Raw genomic sequence first — 16,635 nt, 5'->3', positions numbered from 1 at the left:
GACCAACTTTAACTCGTATGTAATACATACTTCCCGGTTTGTAACAGGCCGGATTCCCGTCTAAGTCTACTCTTGAATACAAGATTCAATTTCGGTTAGCAACTCCAAGGTGTTCTTCACATATACCGCCTCATCAGGCTCTCACCATCCCTGACTCGCTTTGGATTATAGTATATACTACTTTTCCTTATCATCGTCTTTCGTTTTGTTAAACTAAAATTAATGTACTACATTCGAGAGAAAGATGCAAGATGCCAGAAAATATATAAGCGATTTTTATAATATATCGACTTACCGACATCTTTAGACGATTGTGCAATAAAAAAATTGCCGGAATGAATCCGGCAATTTTCTAATTACTTACGTAACTCCGCACCGAATTTCTCTTCTACCGTTGTTAACACACGGTTATGTGCTTCTGTTACTTCTTCGTCTGTTAACGTACGTTCTGCATCGAAGTAGGTCATAGAGAATGCAAGTGATTTCTTGCCTTCTTCCATTTTTTCACCTTCGTATAAGTCGAATAGCGTTACGTCTTTCAGAAGTTCTCCGCCAGTTTCAGCAATAACTTGCTTCATTTCACCAGCTTTTGTTTCTTTCGTTACGACAACAGCCATATCACGTGTCATAGATGGGAAACGTGGAATTGCTGAGTAATAAGTTTCCTCTGCGTCTGCACCGAATACTTTTACAAGAGATAATTCGAATACGAATGTATTTTTCACATCTAATTGTTTTTCTGCTTCAGGATGCAATTGACCGATGAAACCAATTACTTCGCCATCTAATACGATGTCAGCTGTACGACCTGGGTGCATACCTTCACGTTTTGCTGGTGCATATGTGATTTGGTTTGAAACGCCAAGTACGTCGAATAGTCCTTCTAGTACACCTTTCATAACGAAGAAGTCTACTACTTTCTTCTCACCTTGCCATGCATGGTGAAGAGCAAGACCTGTCATTACACCTGCAAGATGTTGTTCTTCTTTCGGAAGTTCTCCTGCTTCTGTTGGCAAGAAGATAGAACCTACTTCGTATAAAGCAACGCTATCGTTTTTACGTGCAACATTGTATGAAACTGCTTCTAACAACTGTGGCACTAAGCTTAGACGAAGTTGGCTACGCTCTTCACTCATTGGAAGTGCAAGGTTTACAGGAGCTTTTTCATTTGGCTCAACCATATATTGCTTCGCTTTATCAGCGCTTGTTAATGAATATGTGATCGCTTCATATAAACCAGCACCCTCTAGGAAGCGACGTACTTTACGACGTTTCGTTTGTGCTGCTGTTAATTTACCACGAGTCATCGTTCCAGAAGGTAATGTAACTGGAATGTGATCATAACCGTATAAGCGGCCCACTTCTTCTACTAAGTCTTCTGAAATTGTAATATCAGGACGACGTGCTGGTACATTCACATGGAATGTTCCTTCTACTTCTGTGAATGGGAATTTCAAGTTTGTGAACATTGTACCCATTTCACTTGCAGAAATATTTGTACCTAATACACGGTTTACTTTTTCAGCAGTAACAGATACTGTACGCTCTTGTACTTGTAAGTTGTCAGCTTCTACTACACCTTCAAGTGCTTCTCCTCCAGCGTATTTCGCCATTAAAGCAGCTGCGTGTTGAATTGCTTCAAATGTACGTGTCGGGTCGATTCCTTTTTCGAAACGTGCACTTGATTCACTGCGAAGACCTAAGTCTTTTGATGTACGGCGCACTGTTTGACCTGCGAAGTATGCAGATTCAATTAAAACGTTTACTGTCTCATTTGTAACTTCAGAATCCGCTCCGCCCATTACACCAGCAACAGCTAAAGCTTTTGTGCCGTTTGTAATTACAAGGTGGTGGCTTTGTAATGTACGCTCTTGATCATCTAACGTTTCAATTTTTTCGCCTTCTTTTGCAAGACGAACAACGATTTCTTTTGAACCTAATTTATCGTAATCGAATGCATGTAACGGTTGACCGTATTCCATTAAAATGTAGTTTGTAATATCAACTACGTTGCTAATTGGACGAATGCCAGCTGCCATAAGGCGAGTTTGCATCCACATTGGTGATGGACCAATTTTTACGTTTTTAACCATTTTTGCAATATATAATGGGTTTTCTTCTTTCGCTTCTACACTTACTGAAATGTAATCAGAAGTTTTTTCTGCAGTTTCTTGTAAGTCGATAGCTGGAAGTTTTACTTCACGGCCATAAATAGCAGCTACTTCATATGCAACACCTAACATATTTAAGCAATCAGCACGGTTTGGTGTTAAACCAAGCTCAAGTACTTCATCATGTAAGTTTAAAATTTCAAGTGCATCTGCACCAACTTCAGCGTCACTTGGGAAGATGAAGATACCATCTGCATATTCTTTTGAAACTAATTTCCCATCAATGCCAAGCTCTTGAAGAGCACAAACCATACCGTGAGAAGCTTCACCACGTAGTTTTGCTTTTTTAATTTTGAAGTTACCAGGAAGTACAGCGCCAACTTTTGCAACTGGTACTTTTAAACCTTTTGCAATATTCGTAGCTCCACAAATAATTTGAACTGGCTCTTCTTCACCGATATCGATTAAGCATTTGCTTAATTTATCAGCTTGTGGGTGTTTTTCACACTCTAATACGTGACCAACTACAACACCTTTTACACCTTTATTTAATACTTCAACACCTTCTACTTCAATACCACTTTTCGTGATTTTGTCTGCTAGTTCTTGTGCTGTTACATCTTTAATATCTACATACTCTTGTAACCAACGATATGATACGAACATACTTATCCTCTCCTTCCCTTACGCTCGTTTGAATTGTTGTAAGAAACGTACATCATTTGTATAGAAATGACGAATGTCATCTACGCCGTATTTCAACATTGCGATACGCTCTGCGCCCATACCGAATGCGAAACCTTGATATTCTTTTGAATCATAACCAGCCATTTCAAGTACGTTCGGGTGAACCATACCTGCGCCTAAAATTTCAATCCAGCCAGTTCCTTTACAAGTGCCGCAACCTTTGCCGTGACACATCATACAAGAAATATCCATCTCTACAGATGGCTCTGTGAATGGGAAGAAACTTGGACGAAGACGGATTTCACGATCTTCACCGAACATCTTTTTCACGAATACTTGTAGTGTACCTTTTAAGTCACTCATGCGAATGTTTTTATCAATTACAAGACCTTCAATTTGCATGAACTGATGTGAATGTGTCGCATCATCGTCATCGCGGCGATACACTTTACCAGGACAAATAATTTTAATTGGGCCTTTTTCTTTATTGTTTTCCATCGTACGTGCTTGCACAGAAGATGTATGTGTACGTAATAACGTTTCTTCTGTAATGTAGAATGTATCTTGCATATCACGCGCTGGATGATCTTTCGGTAAGTTTAATGCTTCGAAGTTGTAGTAGTCTTTTTCTACTTCTGTTCCTTCAGCTACTTCATAACCCATACCGATGAATACATCTTCAATTTGCTCAACAACAGCTGTTAACGGATGGTGACAACCTGTTTCAACAGGGCGACCTGGTAGTGTAACATCAATTGTTTCAGTAGCTAATTTCGCTTCAATTACTGCTTTTTCTAAGTTACCAATTTTGTCGTCTAGACGCGTTTGAATCGCTTCACGTACTTCATTTACTAGTGCTCCCATACGTGGACGCTCTTCTGCTGATAATTTTCCCATGCCGCGTAATACTTCTGTAATTGGGCCTTTTTTCCCTAAATACGCTACGCGTACGTCATTTAAGCCCTTTAGCTCTTTCGCTTCTTCAATAAGCTCTAACGCTTTTTGCTTTAGCTCTTTTAAACGTGCTTCCATTTGGAACCCTCCTAATTTTAAAAATAAAAAAACCCCGCTCCCAAAAAGGGACGAGGTAAATTCGCGGTACCACCCTAAATTGACAGAACATGTCTGCCCACTCATTAGTTATAACGATCAATTCTGACCGGAACGCCTTTACATATACATGGTCCTGGCGCCAACTCCAGAGGTGAATTCACTTCCGTCTACCATAAGAATGCTTTCAGTCTAAGGCATTCTCTCCCTATATGGCGATTTTGTAAGTTACTCTTCTCTATCAACGTTTTTCGTTATTTAACTTTTAATATAATATACTTCAACTTATTATAAGAAGTTTTTTATTTGTTCGCAACTGGGCTTTGTAAATAATACGTTAAAATCCCTGCTGCAACTGCAACATTTAATGATTCTGCCCCGCCGTAAATCGGAATATACAAGTTTTGATCCGTTTTCGCAAGAATTTCTTGGCTTACGCCGCTTCCTTCATTTCCTACAATTAATGCAAAACTACCGACCGGTGTTACTTCACCATACGGAACTCCATTTTCAAGAGCTGTTCCATATACAGGAACGTGTTGTTCTTTTAGCTTGTCTACCCATTCTTCTAAGTTACCTTTTACAACTGGTAAATGAAAAATAGAACCTTGTGTAGAGCGAAGCACTTTACTATTATATGCATCAACGCACCCTTCTCCAAGCACAACGGCATGAATACCAGCTGCATCAGCTGTACGAATAATTGTCCCTAAGTTGCCTGGGTCTTGAAGGCCATCTAATAAAAGAAACTTCCCATCTGCAAGAGCTACTTCACTCTCGTGTTTCTCACAAACAGCAAATACACCTTGCGTCGTTTCTGTTTCACGAAGTACTTTTACGATTGCTTCAGGCACGATATACATTTCCACATCATTAACTGTCCAATCTTTCGGAAGATCTGTCTGATCAGAAACGATAAGTTCTGTTACAACTCCTGCTTTTAAAGCTTCCTCCACTAAGTGGAATCCTTCTACAAAAAATAAACCTTTTTTATCGCGCTCTTTTTTCGTCTGCAGCTTTTTCCACTGCTTCACGCGCGGATTTTGTACTGAATCAATGTTTTTCATAATATGTATTTCCCTCTTTTCTTGTCCTATCATTATAGCCTATTTTTCATACATATTTACATAAAAAAGAACAAAAACTAACGTCAGTTTCAATTCTGAAGAAGAGGTGAGAGCTATGAGTTTTAATTTACGTGGTGCTGTATTAGCGAATGTATCCGGAAATTCACAAGACCAATTACAAGAAACGATTGTCGATGCAATTCAAAGCGGTGAAGAAAAAATGCTGCCAGGTCTTGGTGTTTTATTCGAAGTCATTTGGAAAAACGCTGATGAAAATGAAAAGCACGAAATGTTAGAAACGCTAGAGCAAGGATTAAAAAAATAAGCAATTTGAAAATCACCTTCGCATAAGCCAAGGTGATTTTTTTACGAAAATTTTTTTCTTCTCCTAAACATTTCTACTTTACTAACGCTACCCCGATGGAGTACAATGTTCAAAATACATTTAAACCGATCGATTTTTCTTCATATACACCATTAGATTAAAGGAGTGAATGTTTTATGCACCGTATTACGCTTGAACAAATTTTCAAACACCATATTACACAAAAATACGTAAATCGTTCTGGGATGGTCCACGCGATTGCTGTCGCTTACCATGCGTTTCACTTAGCTAAAAAGCATCACGCCTCAGTCGATGCTGCGACAAAAGCCGGTTTCCTTCATGATATCGGACATCATACGTGGTACACAGGCGGCGAATGGGACTATGACTTATATAAAAAGAATGATATACACGCAATTAAAGGAGCAGAAAGAGCTCATAAATTGCTTATTAGATTAGGAGAACATCCGAAACTAGCAAAAGAAATTTCTATTGCAATTCTTCTTCATACAGATTCTTTCTTAATACAACAAGAAATTGAAAGAACATCTCTTCAAAACATTATTAAATGGGCAGACGAAGCAGATGAAGAACCGGGCGGAGCGCACCATTATAGAACAATTTCTTATGAAAAAGCACTAAAAGCGATTCAGCAGTTAGATCGATTGGTAGAGCGTGAATTGCAAATAGAGCAATCGAAATCGAACAATAAGGCAGAACATAGTTATCAATAAGAAAGAGGCATCACTATAGGGTGATACCTCTTTTATTATTTTATGGAAAATACACCTTTGTATGTAATATTTAAACATTACACCCGAAAACGAAATACTTTATAATTAAATATATAAATTTAAAGAGGTGATTCTACATATGCAACCCGCTACACAACTTTCTAATGAACAGAAATACTCTATGTCATGGGGACAATTTATTAGCTCCGTTTTATTCGCTTTTTTCGGAACCGGACTTATTACTGTGTTCCTCGCAATGCCCTTAACAATTTATACAGCAGGTCTTACAGATAAAAAACAAATTGCCCTGTATGAATCTATCGTAAATACCGCAAGTATCGTATTACAACTAGCCGTGTTGTTATTCTTCATTTTTAAATTCGAACCCGCAAAAAAATTACTACTAAAATCATTTAACTTTAAAGCACTGAAAGAATGGCGTACATACGTATACTTACTTCTTTTCTTCGCTATAAACATTTTACTCAATTACATCTTATTAAATTATATGTTCCAAGACGCAACAAAGCAGCAATCTTCCGCACTAAACTTAGACGTTTTTAAGCAGTATCAAATATTATTACTTCTCGGTTTCGCTATACTTACACCAATTTTTGAAGAACTTATTTTCCGTGGCTTTATACTTCGCTTCTTCTCAGAGCGCTTTCCATTTTGGATTGCAGCGATCTTAACAAGCTTCTTCTTCGGTATCGCTCATACATACTCACTTGGAGTAATGGTCATTACTTTCTTCATGGGATTATTAATGGCCATTTTATGTAAAAAAACAAAATCCATTATTCCAGCTATGTTATTTCATATTATGAATAATATGTTGGCATTCTTGAGTTAGAAAGAGGTATCATCGCGATACCTCTTTTTATTCTTTTATCACAACCTCAAACTCTTCCGTTTGCACAGAACATCAATGTAAAATTATTAAGGTCTGTAAATATTAGCTTCAAAATATCATTTTTACTACAATGATGACTTTTTTGTATAAATATTCTATAATCTTTATATATAACTATTAAATCAACAAGGATAGGTGATTCACTATTATACAAGCCACGCAACTAACTTACCCACAAAAGCACTCTATGTCACTCTCACAATTTCTATTTTCGCTTGTTTTCGCGATTTGGGGAACAGGATTTCTAGCCAATCTCTTTATAGGCCTTCCTACCGTTATTTATACAGAAGGTCTAACTGATCCAAAACAAATTACTTTAGCAAAATCACTTACTACTTTTGGAAGGCATTTATTTGTATTGTGCATTTTATTAATTTTAATTTATGCATATAAACCGTTAAGAAATTTAATTGTCCCAACACTAAACTTTACAGCATTAAAAAAAGTAAGCACATACATCTATATCATCCTTTTTTACGGACTACATATCGTTAATGATACATTTATAATTAATAATATTTTTCCTGATGCGGTAAAAGAACAGTCATCCGCTTTAGACCTAGAAATGTTAAAACAATACAAACTGTTATTGCTAATAGGTGGCGCTATACTTGTACCTATTTTTGAAGAACTTATAGTCCGCGGTATTATTCTTCACTTCCTACAACAGCGCTTCCCCTTTTGGATTGCAGCACTTGGATCTAGCTTCCTCTTCGGAATAGGTCATATATACTCAACTGGTGTGATGTTTAGTATGTTCATCATGGGTCTATTTATGGCCATTTTATGTAAAAAAACAAAATCCATTATTCCAGCTATATTACTTCATATTATGAATAATATGTTAGCCTTTTTAGGATAAAAAGAGGTATCATCGCGATACCTCTTTTCACTCTTTTATCACAACTTCAAACTCTTCTTCCGTTAACACTTTTCGATAATTCGTTTTCTTTTCTCCCTCTTCACCAGAAGTTAGAACAGGCGTCAGAACAATTTTCTTTACACTATCTTCTAGTTTTTCAAATCGCCAATAACTATTTTTCGATAGTGTAAGGCCTGAATGTGGTATTAACTCTTTTCCATCTTGATCTTTCGCGATAAATTTCACCTCTAATTTTGTTCCATTCAACATCTTATAGTTCAACTTCGCAGATATAGGAGAAACTTTTAAATCTTCCACTTCTATTTTTTGACCATTTTCTAATTTAAAATGCTTATGGATTGGGATTGTTTTCGTTTCAGCTTTTATTTTGTCTCCAGACGCTTTGAAGGAAAAGCCCCATTCTCCTTTCCATGTCGAATTGCCTTCTTTTAAAGAAATATCCCTATATACAACTTGTACATCACATTCTCCACGAATTTCTAGAGGATTCATTTCATCATCTTTTAAATCTATATTTGAGAAAAATGTATACGTGTACTCATTTATTTTCTTGTCTCCACCACTACCACTGCCATTTAACTGTTTTCCATTTATATAAATATCAGGACTAGGATAAGAACCCTCTAAATTGATTCGACTAGACTTAAACGTACTATTAACAATAATCTGCCCTTCATCTATCATCACTTCATCTAACCGTACTTCTACACCGTTATCATAAACTGTTTGTCCTATTGTCGTTTTATACTCTTTTAAAGGTTCGCCTCTACTGTTTACGTAGTCTTCCATTTTACTTCCGATTAACGGTATATCTGCAATCATTCTTCTCATATCTACAGTCATCATTATGATAAATAATGCCGCAGCAGATGTTATAATCGCTACATTCCGTTTCGTATGAGCTCTGTTCTTTTTTATTTTTTTACGAATTCGCTTTTTCATTTTCTGTTTCTCTATATGAGTTAAGTTAATCTCTTCATATTCATTCTCATCCATTTTTATATCATTTAACATTTCATATGGATCTTTCATTTCCTTCACCTCTTCTCTTATTTATTTCATCCGGTTATGTAAAAATAATGCCCTCAACTTCTTCCGTCCTCTCGATAGACGATTGTATATAAAAGAAGTTTTCACTCCCATTTTCTCTGCAATATTTTCTACACTATCTTCTTCCACGTAATGCTTCATAAAGATTTCTTTATCGTTCTTCTTTAAATGATCTAATATATGTTCCATATCATTACTAATTTCATTTTTAGTCGTATCGGTATGCATCGCTATTTCACCTATTTGATCCAATCCTTTTTCATTTACTGTTTTCGCATATTTCCTCGCATAATCGATAGATTTATATTTTGTAATAGCCGCAATCCAATTTTTTAAAGTATTTTTCTCTTCATCATACTTTTCAATATGATTCCAAATCGCCAATAACACATCATCCATACATTCCTCTTGCACATCTTCGAACGAAGCTAAATGCTTCTGAATAATACTTTTTATAAGTCCGCCGTACTGGTCGATAATAAAATATAATGCTTTTTCGTTCCTTTTCCTTAGCTGATTCACAACGTTCTCTTCTGTAATTTTCACGAGCCCCCTCCTCTCTAACTTACTCTACATCTATTAATTCGTATCGGTACTACTCATTTCTATCAATTTATACATATTCATTAATAATATCCAAAATAAACCTTATGCAGTAAAATATAACTCATTAACTAGAGGGAGAGTATATATGCACGTTTTGAGCTTACTTTGGATTTTCTATGTACCACTTCTTACTCTATGTGGGCTTTTTGGCGGTATTTTTTTAATTATTGCAGGAATTAAACATCGCAAATTGCTCATTTGTTTAACAGGGATACTCAGCCTATCCTTTACCTTGCTACCTTATGTTTTTTGGAGCATGGGGATTAATGGTGATACAATCCTTCCTATTCCAACTTCTCTATACTGGATCCTTTTTTCTTTAACTGGATTATTAGCGGGATTCATTGGGTTAAAAGCAAAAATTAAAAGTATACGCAATATGGGATTCATTATTTTTATTGCAGGAATATTAGGGGTTATTTTTTGGGGACTCATTTCTGCAGAGGATTCATTCTATATTTAGTTGAATTCCTTTTATAAAAAGCACAAAAAAGCAGGGAAATTAATTCCCTGCTTTTTTATTTGTTTTATTGCCTGATGGTAAGAAGAACGATAACACCCAAGCAATCCCTGCTAATATCGTCGCAATTAAGAAGGCATCGTTAATACCGTTAATTGCAGATAGTTTTGAAATTTGCCCATATAATAGTTGCGTGCTCATCGCATCTCCTGCTTGCGCTGATCCAGCTAAGGCCGCTAAGCTTTGCCCCATGCCGTGTACTTTATCAACTAAAATTGGATTTGATGTTGTTAACATGTTGCCGTAATCTGCTACGTGAGCAGTCGTTTGTTGCGTCATAAGTGTAATTAATATCGCCGTTCCAATTGAACCAGCTACTTGTCTTGACGTATTTTGCGTTGCTGTACCGTGAGAAATTAATTTCATCGGCAGTGCGTTCATACCAGCTGTCATAATTGGCATCATAATGAATGACATACCAATCGAACGTATAATATAATCCGTCATAATAACGCTATACGGTGTATCCATCGATAACGTTGTGAATTCATATGTCGCAAATGTTGTAATGGCTAATCCGACAATTGCTAACGGACGAATACCATACTTATCAAATAGTTTACCTGCAATAGGTCCCATAATCCCCATAATTAATGATCCTGGAAGTAATAATAGACCTGATTCTATCGGTGTGAAACCGCGAATGTTTTGCAGATATACCGGAAGCAATAACATGCCTCCGAATAATGCCATCGTAACGATTGCGTTAATTACTAAAGTGAAAGTAAATACTGGATATTTAAATACTTGTAAATCAAGCATTTTATTGTCCGTTGTTAATTCTCTCCAAATAAATAACGCTAAACCAATTACACCGATAACAAGTGAAATAACAACTTCGGCACTAGTCCAACTATTATTTCCAGCTTCACTAAATCCATACAGTAAGCTACCTAGTCCAATACTTGAACTAATCACACCAAATACATCTAATTTTGTATTAGACACTGGCTGAGCAAGTGTAAAGAATTTTAAAGATAAGAACGTAATAATTAAACCAATTACAAACATTCCGTAGAACATTAAGTTCCAGCTATAGTTTTCAATAACCCAGCCCGTTACAGTTGGTCCGATAGCTGGTGCTAAAATCATCGCAACGCCTAGTAATCCCATCGCTGCCCCGCGCTTATGAGGCGGGAATAACGTCATGAAGATGTTCATACCAACTGGCATTAAAATACCTGCACCGACCGCTTGAATAATACGACCTGTCATCATCATTGTAAAGTTTCCTGATGTAGCACAAATGATAGATCCTACAGTAAAGAATAACATTGCTGCTACAAATAATTTACGATACGTAAATCGTGAAACTAAAAAGGCACTAATCGGTACTAAAATACCATTTACAAGCATGAATCCTGTAATTAACCATTGCGCCGTTGACGTTGATACGTTAAATTCATTCATTAACGGAGGTAATGCAACGTTAATGATCGTTTGGTTTAAAATAGAAACGAACATACCGAGAATTAATACTGTTACAACTGCTTTTACATTTACATTCTCTATCGGCATAGACGTTTGTTTTTTCGGCATTTCTTTTACTTCTTTTGTTTCTTCTTGCTTGCTTGTTTCTAACTCAACTACATTAGAAATTTCTACTTCTTGCTTTCGTTCATTTTCTTTCTCTTCTGTTTCTTCTTTACTTACTTCTATTTTACTTACGGCTGGGACTTGTTCTTCTCCCACGTTCGTTTTTTTCTTTCGTAAAAGACGATTTACAAGGAAGAAGACGATTATACAAAATAGTGCATATCCTACAATTGCAATTGAGGACATCTCATCTCCCCCTTACTTATGAATACGAACTGACACATTCATTCCAGGAACAATATTTACTGACTTACTATGATCTAAAGAAATTTTAACTGGTACAACTTGCTTTACTTTTGTATAGTTCGCTGTTGCGTTACTTGATGGTAACATTGAGAATGTATTTGCTGTTGTTAATCCAACTTGTTCTACTTTCCCTGTTAACGTTGTATCTGGGTATGCATCTACATATACATCTACTGTTTGACCTTTTTGAACATCGTCAATCACTGTTTCTTCAATGTTTGCTGTTACCCATAAATTGTTCATATCGAATGCGTAAGCAATCGGGCTACCTGCTCCAACAAAAGCATTTGTCGTCGCGTTTGATTGTACAACTGTTGCATTTTGCGGAATTGTTACATCTACTGTTTGTTCTCCATTAGCTGCCGCTACAGTAACAGCACCTAATTTATCGTTCTCATTGTAGTTTTTTCCTACTTCAGCTTTCCAGTCCGTTAATTTACCCGCTACTGGTGAAGCAATCGGAATTACCTTTCCATCAATTTTTGCATTGTCTGTTTTTAAGTAATTTTCCGTTTGGTTGTAATAGTAATAACCGCCAATACCGCCGCCAACTAGTACAATTAATGTGATAATGTTGATAATTACCATTCTTCGAAACTGATTCATTGCATTCCTCTCCTTATATCGCATATAATTTTTTTCTAAACTATTTACGTCCTTATTGTTTAGACTGTTTAATTGTTAATTATATTAACCTTTAAACAAAAAAATCACACCATTTACAGCGTAAACGAAAATATGTCTACCTGCGAGCGGTGCTGATTTCTGAAGGACTATCGTTTATAATTATAAATAATTATTTTGAATCTACAACCGACAATTTCCATATGAAATGTTGCTTAAACAACAATATAATATCAATATGTTGTTTAAGTATAGAAAATTAAACGAGGAGAAGTAAAAATGTCTATTAAAAATACAAATGATCCACGTGTAAAGCGGACGAGACAACTCATACAGGATGCTTTTGTCGCTTTAGTAGGCGAAAAAGGATTTGACGATGTAACTGTTCAACATATCGCAGAACGTGCTCCTGTAAACCGCGCTACGTTTTATAGCCATTACCATGATAAATATGATCTATTAGACAAAAGCATCGAAGAAATGTTAGAGAAATTAACAGAAGTTATTAAACCAAAAAATAGAAATAAAGAAGAGTTTCAACTTACATTTGATTCACCAAATCCAACCTTTTTAGCTTTATTCGAACATATTGCAGAAAATGTGAACTTCTATAACGTTATGCTTGGCGATAAGGCAGCCGGGAACTACTCTTATAAAATGATGAAAACAATCCAAACTCATTTAACACTAAGCTTATCTATTTCACAGCCAGATGATAAAGACCTTATGGTTCCTCGTGATATTTTAATTAGTTATGTGACAGGAGCTCATATCGGGATGATTATGTCCTGGTTAAAAAGAGGGATGATTTATACCCCGCATTTTATGGCCATGCAATTAACTCGTTTAATTATTTTAGGAGCTCATACTGCCGCTGGATTAGAGAGACCTTTTTAAAACATAAAAAAGCGAAGGAGAGGCTCCTTCGCTTTTTCTATTAATTAAATGTAATGTTATGTACAGCCTCTTTATCAAGACGTTTAATAACTTCTACAATTAACTTCACTGCATTTTCATAGTCATCACGGTGTAACATTGCCGCATGAGAATGAATGTAGCGCGTTGCAATTGTAATTGCCATAGACGGAATACCATTTACAGCAATGTGAATTGCACCTGCATCCGTTCCTCCGCCCGCTACTGAATCATATTGATACGGAATTTCTAATTCGTCAGCAACATCAACTACAAAGTCACGTAAACCAGTATGACCAATAACAGACGCATCATATAAAATAATCTGTGGTCCATCACCCATTTTACTTTGCGCTTCTTTTGCCGTTACACCAGGTGTGTCACCAGCGATACCAACATCTACTGCGAATGCGATATCTGGTTTAATATAGTTTGCAGATGTTTTCGCGCCACGAAGACCGACTTCTTCTTGTACAGTCCCTACGCCATATACAACGTTTGGATGCTTTTCATCTTTTAATTGTTTTAATACGTCAATTGCAATTGCACAACCAATTCGGTTATCCCATGCTTTTGCAAGTAACATTTTTTCATTCTTCATCACTTGGAATTCAAAGTAAGGTACAACTTGATCTCCTGGTCGTACGCCCCACTCCATCGCTTCTTCTTGGCTAGAAGCACCAATATCGATGAACATGTCCTTAATATCAACTGGCTTTTTACGTGCTTCTGGAGGTAAAATGTGCGGTGGTTTTGAACCAATTACACCTGTTACATCTCCTTTACGCGTTACAATTGTCACGCGCTGCGCAAGCATAACTTGTGACCACCAGCCACCAACTGTTTGGAAACGAAGGAAACCTTTGTCATCAATTTGCGTAATCATAAAGCCAACTTCATCTAAATGACCTGCAACCATAATTTTCGGGCCGTTTTCTTCCCCTACTTTTTTTGCAACTAAACTCCCTAAATTATCAGTAGAAAGTTCGTCTGCAAACGGCTCGATATATTTCTTCATTACTTCACGTGGTTCACGCTCGTTACCAGCAATACCACGTGCATCTGTTAATTCTTTTAGCATTGTCAATGTCGTGTCTAATTTTGTCATTGCCAACACCCTCCTTTTTCTTCAGTCACTTCATTATACAATAATTAAATTGAAATATTCAAAAATTAAATCAGTATCCTTGTGTTTGACGCTGATGATTTACTTCATTTTTATCTAAATATGCCTTCTCAATCTCTTCTTGCTCAAACTCAAGCGCTTGTCCAAGTCGAAGGTAGCTTGTAAATAATTCAATATAGTTCGTAATAGATGGTTGATCTGTAAAACGAATTACTTTTGCATATGTGTCTAAGAAAATTTCCACTTGTGTTTTATTCGTCTGTGCACATTTATAGAATAGGAAGTTTTTATCAATACCTAAATCAATTCCGATGGATAAAATAAAATGCAAACCATCTACGTATTCTTCTAAGATTACTTCACGTTCTGATGCTGGTTTGTTGCTCCAATATTTAAAACAACGTGTTTCGTTTGCAAGTTCTCCAATTTCCACAAGAAGAGCTAACATCTTTTCTTTTAACAACTTTTTCGGTTGTAAGTCATGCTCTTTCACAATACGGTCATCTAATTCTTTTTGTAATTTAAATAGTTGTAGTAAGTCCATTCTATTGTCCTCCTCCAACATCGCATTTTACGCAACAATGTTGTTTCATCTCAAAGTTCATTATTATTTTTCATTTCTTATTAATAAGTCAGCCATTTATCTCTTTACAAAATAGCTTGTCCTTAATTTACAAATACGTTTCAATCATCACGATTAGATTGTTCACTCCGATTGGTGATAGTTAATCATTATCGGGGGAGTGCCCACTAATAAAAATTTTATTTTATCTGATGAAAGTTCCATATCATCTTTCCATTATAGCAGTGTCGTTTCAGGTAGGAAAGATACTCTTCTTTCCAAAGGGGTAGAATTAAAAAAAGCCAGGAGGATTCTCCTGACTTCATATATATATTCTTCTATATTGCTATAGCTTTTAGATTGATTTTGTCATATCAGTAACGACATACCTCTCTTTGCATACAAATAAAAAAACCTTAGAAGAAAAATCTTCTAAGGTTTCAACTAATTAATTAGTTAATGTTGTTTTTTGCAACTGTTGCTAATTCAGCGAAAGCTTTTTCGTCATGAACAGCTAAGTCAGCAAGCATCTTGCGGTTAACTTCGATGCCAGCATTTTTAAGACCGTGCATTAAGCGGCTGTAAGAAAGACCATTCATACGAGCTGCTGCGTTGATACGTGTGATCCATAATTTACGGAAGTCACGTTTCTTTTGACGGCGGTCACGGAATGCATACATTAGAGATTTCATAACCTGTTGGTTAGCAACCTTGAATAATGTATTTTTTGAACCGTAGTAACCTTTTGCTAATTTAATTACTTTTTTACGACGTTGACGAGTAACTGTACCACCTTTTACTCTTGGCATAATATTACCTCCTAATTGTTCTATATATCAGCCGAACTTATTTTAAGTTGTCAAGCATTTGACGAATGCGTTTGAAGTCACCAGCGCTTACTACACCAGCTTTACGTAGTTTACGTTTAGCTTTTGTAGATTTGTTAGCGAATAAATGGCTTGTGTAAGCGTGAGAACGTTTCAGTTTACCTGATCCAGTCTTTTTGAAACGCTTTGCAGAGCCGCGATGAGTTTTTTGTTTAGGCATAGGTATTTCCTCCTCTATCTATTGCTTATCGTTTTTCGGTGCTAAAACTAAGAACATACTACGTCCTTCCATTTTAGGCTTAGATTCAATTGTACTAACTTCAGCACAAGCTTCTGAGAAGCGATCTAAAACACGTTGACCGATTTCTTTATGAGTAATGGCACGTCCTTTAAAGCGAATTGACGCTTTAACCTTGTCGCCTTTCTCTAAAAACTTGATAGCATTACGAAGTTTTGTGTTAAAGTCGTGTTCATCAATTGTTGGACTTAAACGAACTTCTTTCATGCTAATTACTTTTTGATTTTTGCGCTGTTCTTTTTCTTTCTTCTGTTGCTCAAAGCGGAATTTACCGTAGTCCATAATGCGGCATACTGGCGGTTTCGCATTTGGAGCAACTAATACTAAATCAAGATTAAGATTTGCAGCTAAGTCTAAAGCGTCATTACGAGACTTGATTCCAAGTTGATCGCCATTTGCACCAACTAAACGTACTTCACGTGCACGAATTTGCTCGTTAATCATCATATCCTTGCTAATAGTAAGCCACCTCCAAGGTTTTTTCAGAACATATTT

18 protein-coding genes and 2 other annotated features (1 of these 20 cut by a window edge) are annotated in these 16,635 nt (G+C 36.3%); of the genes, 6 read left to right on the top strand and 12 right to left on the bottom strand.

Features of this window, described 5'->3' with window-relative positions:
* Window positions 1-203 (bottom strand) — a binding site (T-box leader); it reaches 49 nt to the left of the window's first position.
* 153 nt (window positions 204-356) lie between these two features.
* From pheT to ACUN28_RS06290, 3 genes are all read right to left on the bottom strand, one after another.
* Window positions 357-2,777 (bottom strand): phenylalanine--tRNA ligase subunit beta, encoded by a 2,421-nt coding sequence (pheT, locus tag ACUN28_RS06300; protein WP_016136833.1) that lies wholly within the window; start codon window positions 2,775-2,777, stop codon window positions 357-359.
* An 18-nt stretch (window positions 2,778-2,795) separates the two neighbouring features.
* The gene (gene pheS / locus ACUN28_RS06295) at window positions 2,796-3,830 is read right to left on the bottom strand and encodes a phenylalanine--tRNA ligase subunit alpha (RefSeq protein ID WP_000388217.1); all 1,035 of its coding nucleotides are present in this window, start codon (window positions 3,828-3,830) and stop codon (window positions 2,796-2,798) included.
* Window positions 3,831-3,873: 43 nt separating this feature from the next.
* Window positions 3,874-4,102, bottom strand: a binding site (T-box leader).
* Between the two features lie 48 nt (window positions 4,103-4,150).
* Window positions 4,151-4,948, bottom strand: coding sequence for a TrmH family RNA methyltransferase (locus tag ACUN28_RS06290; RefSeq protein WP_016086024.1), 798 nt, complete (start codon window positions 4,946-4,948; stop codon window positions 4,151-4,153).
* An 82-nt stretch (window positions 4,949-5,030) separates the two neighbouring features.
* Here ACUN28_RS06290 and sspI point away from each other — a divergent pair, with 82 nt between their 5' ends.
* The 4 genes from sspI (at window position 5,031) to ACUN28_RS06270 (ending at window position 7,749) form a co-directional block, all read left to right on the top strand.
* Entirely contained in the window at window positions 5,031-5,240 is a 210-nt protein-coding gene (gene sspI / locus ACUN28_RS06285) for a small acid-soluble spore protein SspI (RefSeq protein ID WP_000009509.1), read from the top strand.
* A 176-nt stretch (window positions 5,241-5,416) separates the two neighbouring features.
* A complete protein-coding gene (locus tag ACUN28_RS06280; RefSeq protein ID WP_016086023.1) occupies window positions 5,417-5,974 on the top strand; it encodes an HD domain-containing protein in 558 nt (185 codons plus the stop codon).
* A 139-nt stretch (window positions 5,975-6,113) separates the two neighbouring features.
* Window positions 6,114-6,827, top strand: coding sequence for a CPBP family intramembrane glutamic endopeptidase (locus tag ACUN28_RS06275; RefSeq protein WP_016086022.1), 714 nt, complete (start codon window positions 6,114-6,116; stop codon window positions 6,825-6,827).
* 247 nt (window positions 6,828-7,074) lie between these two features.
* Window positions 7,075-7,749, top strand: a complete 675-nt coding sequence (locus ACUN28_RS06270; RefSeq protein WP_016136835.1) for a CPBP family intramembrane glutamic endopeptidase — start codon at window positions 7,075-7,077, stop codon at window positions 7,747-7,749.
* Window positions 7,750-7,776: 27 nt separating this feature from the next.
* Here the strand turns inward: ACUN28_RS06270 and ACUN28_RS06265 are convergent, their stop codons facing one another.
* Together ACUN28_RS06265 and ACUN28_RS06260 are read right to left on the bottom strand one after the other, a co-directional pair.
* Entirely contained in the window at window positions 7,777-8,802 is a 1,026-nt protein-coding gene (locus tag ACUN28_RS06265; protein ID WP_016136836.1) for a DUF4179 domain-containing protein, read from the bottom strand.
* 21 nt (window positions 8,803-8,823) lie between these two features.
* On the bottom strand, window positions 8,824-9,366 hold the full coding sequence (locus ACUN28_RS06260; RefSeq protein WP_016135429.1) for a sigma-70 family RNA polymerase sigma factor: 543 nt from the start codon (window positions 9,364-9,366) through the stop codon (window positions 8,824-8,826).
* Window positions 9,367-9,511: 145 nt separating this feature from the next.
* Between ACUN28_RS06260 and ACUN28_RS06255 the strand changes: the two genes are divergently transcribed.
* A complete protein-coding gene (locus tag ACUN28_RS06255) occupies window positions 9,512-9,889 on the top strand; it encodes a hypothetical protein (protein ID WP_016136837.1) in 378 nt (125 codons plus the stop codon).
* A 39-nt stretch (window positions 9,890-9,928) separates the two neighbouring features.
* Here ACUN28_RS06255 and ACUN28_RS06250 read toward each other — a convergent pair whose 3' ends face one another.
* Both ACUN28_RS06250 and ACUN28_RS06245 read right to left on the bottom strand, forming a co-directional pair.
* Complete coding sequence (locus ACUN28_RS06250; RefSeq protein ID WP_016136838.1) at window positions 9,929-11,728, bottom strand: DHA2 family efflux MFS transporter permease subunit; 1,800 nt, start codon at window positions 11,726-11,728, stop codon at window positions 9,929-9,931.
* Between the two features lie 12 nt (window positions 11,729-11,740).
* A complete protein-coding gene (locus tag ACUN28_RS06245; protein ID WP_016086016.1) occupies window positions 11,741-12,394 on the bottom strand; it encodes an HlyD family secretion protein in 654 nt (217 codons plus the stop codon).
* A gap of 297 nt (window positions 12,395-12,691) precedes the next feature.
* On the opposite strand from ACUN28_RS06245, the gene ACUN28_RS06240 reads away from it, so the two are divergent.
* Entirely contained in the window at window positions 12,692-13,309 is a 618-nt protein-coding gene (locus ACUN28_RS06240; protein WP_000023656.1) for a TetR/AcrR family transcriptional regulator, read from the top strand.
* 40 nt (window positions 13,310-13,349) lie between these two features.
* On the opposite strand, the gene ACUN28_RS06235 is transcribed toward ACUN28_RS06240, so the two are convergent.
* From ACUN28_RS06235 to infC, 5 genes are all read right to left on the bottom strand, one after another.
* Window positions 13,350-14,435, bottom strand: a complete 1,086-nt coding sequence (locus ACUN28_RS06235; protein ID WP_016086015.1) for a M42 family metallopeptidase — start codon at window positions 14,433-14,435, stop codon at window positions 13,350-13,352.
* Window positions 14,436-14,505: 70 nt separating this feature from the next.
* On the bottom strand, window positions 14,506-14,997 hold the full coding sequence (locus tag ACUN28_RS06230) for a dUTP diphosphatase (protein WP_000365057.1): 492 nt from the start codon (window positions 14,995-14,997) through the stop codon (window positions 14,506-14,508).
* Window positions 14,998-15,467: 470 nt separating this feature from the next.
* The gene (rplT, locus tag ACUN28_RS06225; protein WP_001138362.1) at window positions 15,468-15,824 is read right to left on the bottom strand and encodes a 50S ribosomal protein L20; all 357 of its coding nucleotides are present in this window, start codon (window positions 15,822-15,824) and stop codon (window positions 15,468-15,470) included.
* Between the two features lie 37 nt (window positions 15,825-15,861).
* On the bottom strand, window positions 15,862-16,062 hold the full coding sequence (rpmI, locus tag ACUN28_RS06220; protein ID WP_001125946.1) for a 50S ribosomal protein L35: 201 nt from the start codon (window positions 16,060-16,062) through the stop codon (window positions 15,862-15,864).
* 18 nt (window positions 16,063-16,080) lie between these two features.
* Complete coding sequence (gene infC, locus ACUN28_RS06215) at window positions 16,081-16,587, bottom strand: translation initiation factor IF-3 (RefSeq protein ID WP_170959974.1); 507 nt, start codon at window positions 16,585-16,587, stop codon at window positions 16,081-16,083.
* Window positions 16,588-16,635: the final 48 nt, after the last annotated feature.

The sequence above is a fragment of the Bacillus sp. WC2507 genome, from assembly GCF_052656125.1.
This window is presented reverse-complemented; position numbering and strand designations above follow the sequence as displayed.

Bases quoted from the DNA above. Each gene is read 5' to 3' on its own strand.
- ACUN28_RS06250 (WP_016136838.1), bottom strand. From the start codon at position 11,728: ATGTCCTCAATTGCAATTGTAGGATATGCACTATTTTGTATAATCGTC.
- ACUN28_RS06280 (WP_016086023.1), top strand. From the start codon at position 5,417: ATGCACCGTATTACGCTTGAACAAATTTTCAAACACCATATTACACAA.
- ACUN28_RS06290 (WP_016086024.1), bottom strand. From the start codon at position 4,948: ATGATAGGACAAGAAAAGAGGGAAATACATATTATGAAAAACATTGAT.
- rplT (WP_001138362.1), bottom strand. From the start codon at position 15,824: ATGCCAAGAGTAAAAGGTGGTACAGTTACTCGTCAACGTCGTAAAAAA.
- ACUN28_RS06240 (WP_000023656.1), top strand. From the start codon at position 12,692: ATGTCTATTAAAAATACAAATGATCCACGTGTAAAGCGGACGAGACAA.
- pheS (WP_000388217.1), bottom strand. From the start codon at position 3,830: ATGGAAGCACGTTTAAAAGAGCTAAAGCAAAAAGCGTTAGAGCTTATT.
- ACUN28_RS06230 (WP_000365057.1), bottom strand. From the start codon at position 14,997: ATGGACTTACTACAACTATTTAAATTACAAAAAGAATTAGATGACCGT.
- ACUN28_RS06270 (WP_016136835.1), top strand. From the start codon at position 7,075: ATGTCACTCTCACAATTTCTATTTTCGCTTGTTTTCGCGATTTGGGGA.
- ACUN28_RS06275 (WP_016086022.1), top strand. From the start codon at position 6,114: ATGCAACCCGCTACACAACTTTCTAATGAACAGAAATACTCTATGTCA.
- ACUN28_RS06245 (WP_016086016.1), bottom strand. From the start codon at position 12,394: ATGAATCAGTTTCGAAGAATGGTAATTATCAACATTATCACATTAATT.
- sspI (WP_000009509.1), top strand. From the start codon at position 5,031: ATGAGTTTTAATTTACGTGGTGCTGTATTAGCGAATGTATCCGGAAAT.
- pheT (WP_016136833.1), bottom strand. From the start codon at position 2,777: ATGTTCGTATCATATCGTTGGTTACAAGAGTATGTAGATATTAAAGAT.
- ACUN28_RS06265 (WP_016136836.1), bottom strand. From the start codon at position 8,802: ATGAAAGATCCATATGAAATGTTAAATGATATAAAAATGGATGAGAAT.
- ACUN28_RS06255 (WP_016136837.1), top strand. From the start codon at position 9,512: ATGCACGTTTTGAGCTTACTTTGGATTTTCTATGTACCACTTCTTACT.
- infC (WP_170959974.1), bottom strand. From the start codon at position 16,587: ATGATGATTAACGAGCAAATTCGTGCACGTGAAGTACGTTTAGTTGGT.
- rpmI (WP_001125946.1), bottom strand. From the start codon at position 16,062: ATGCCTAAACAAAAAACTCATCGCGGCTCTGCAAAGCGTTTCAAAAAG.
- ACUN28_RS06235 (WP_016086015.1), bottom strand. From the start codon at position 14,435: ATGACAAAATTAGACACGACATTGACAATGCTAAAAGAATTAACAGAT.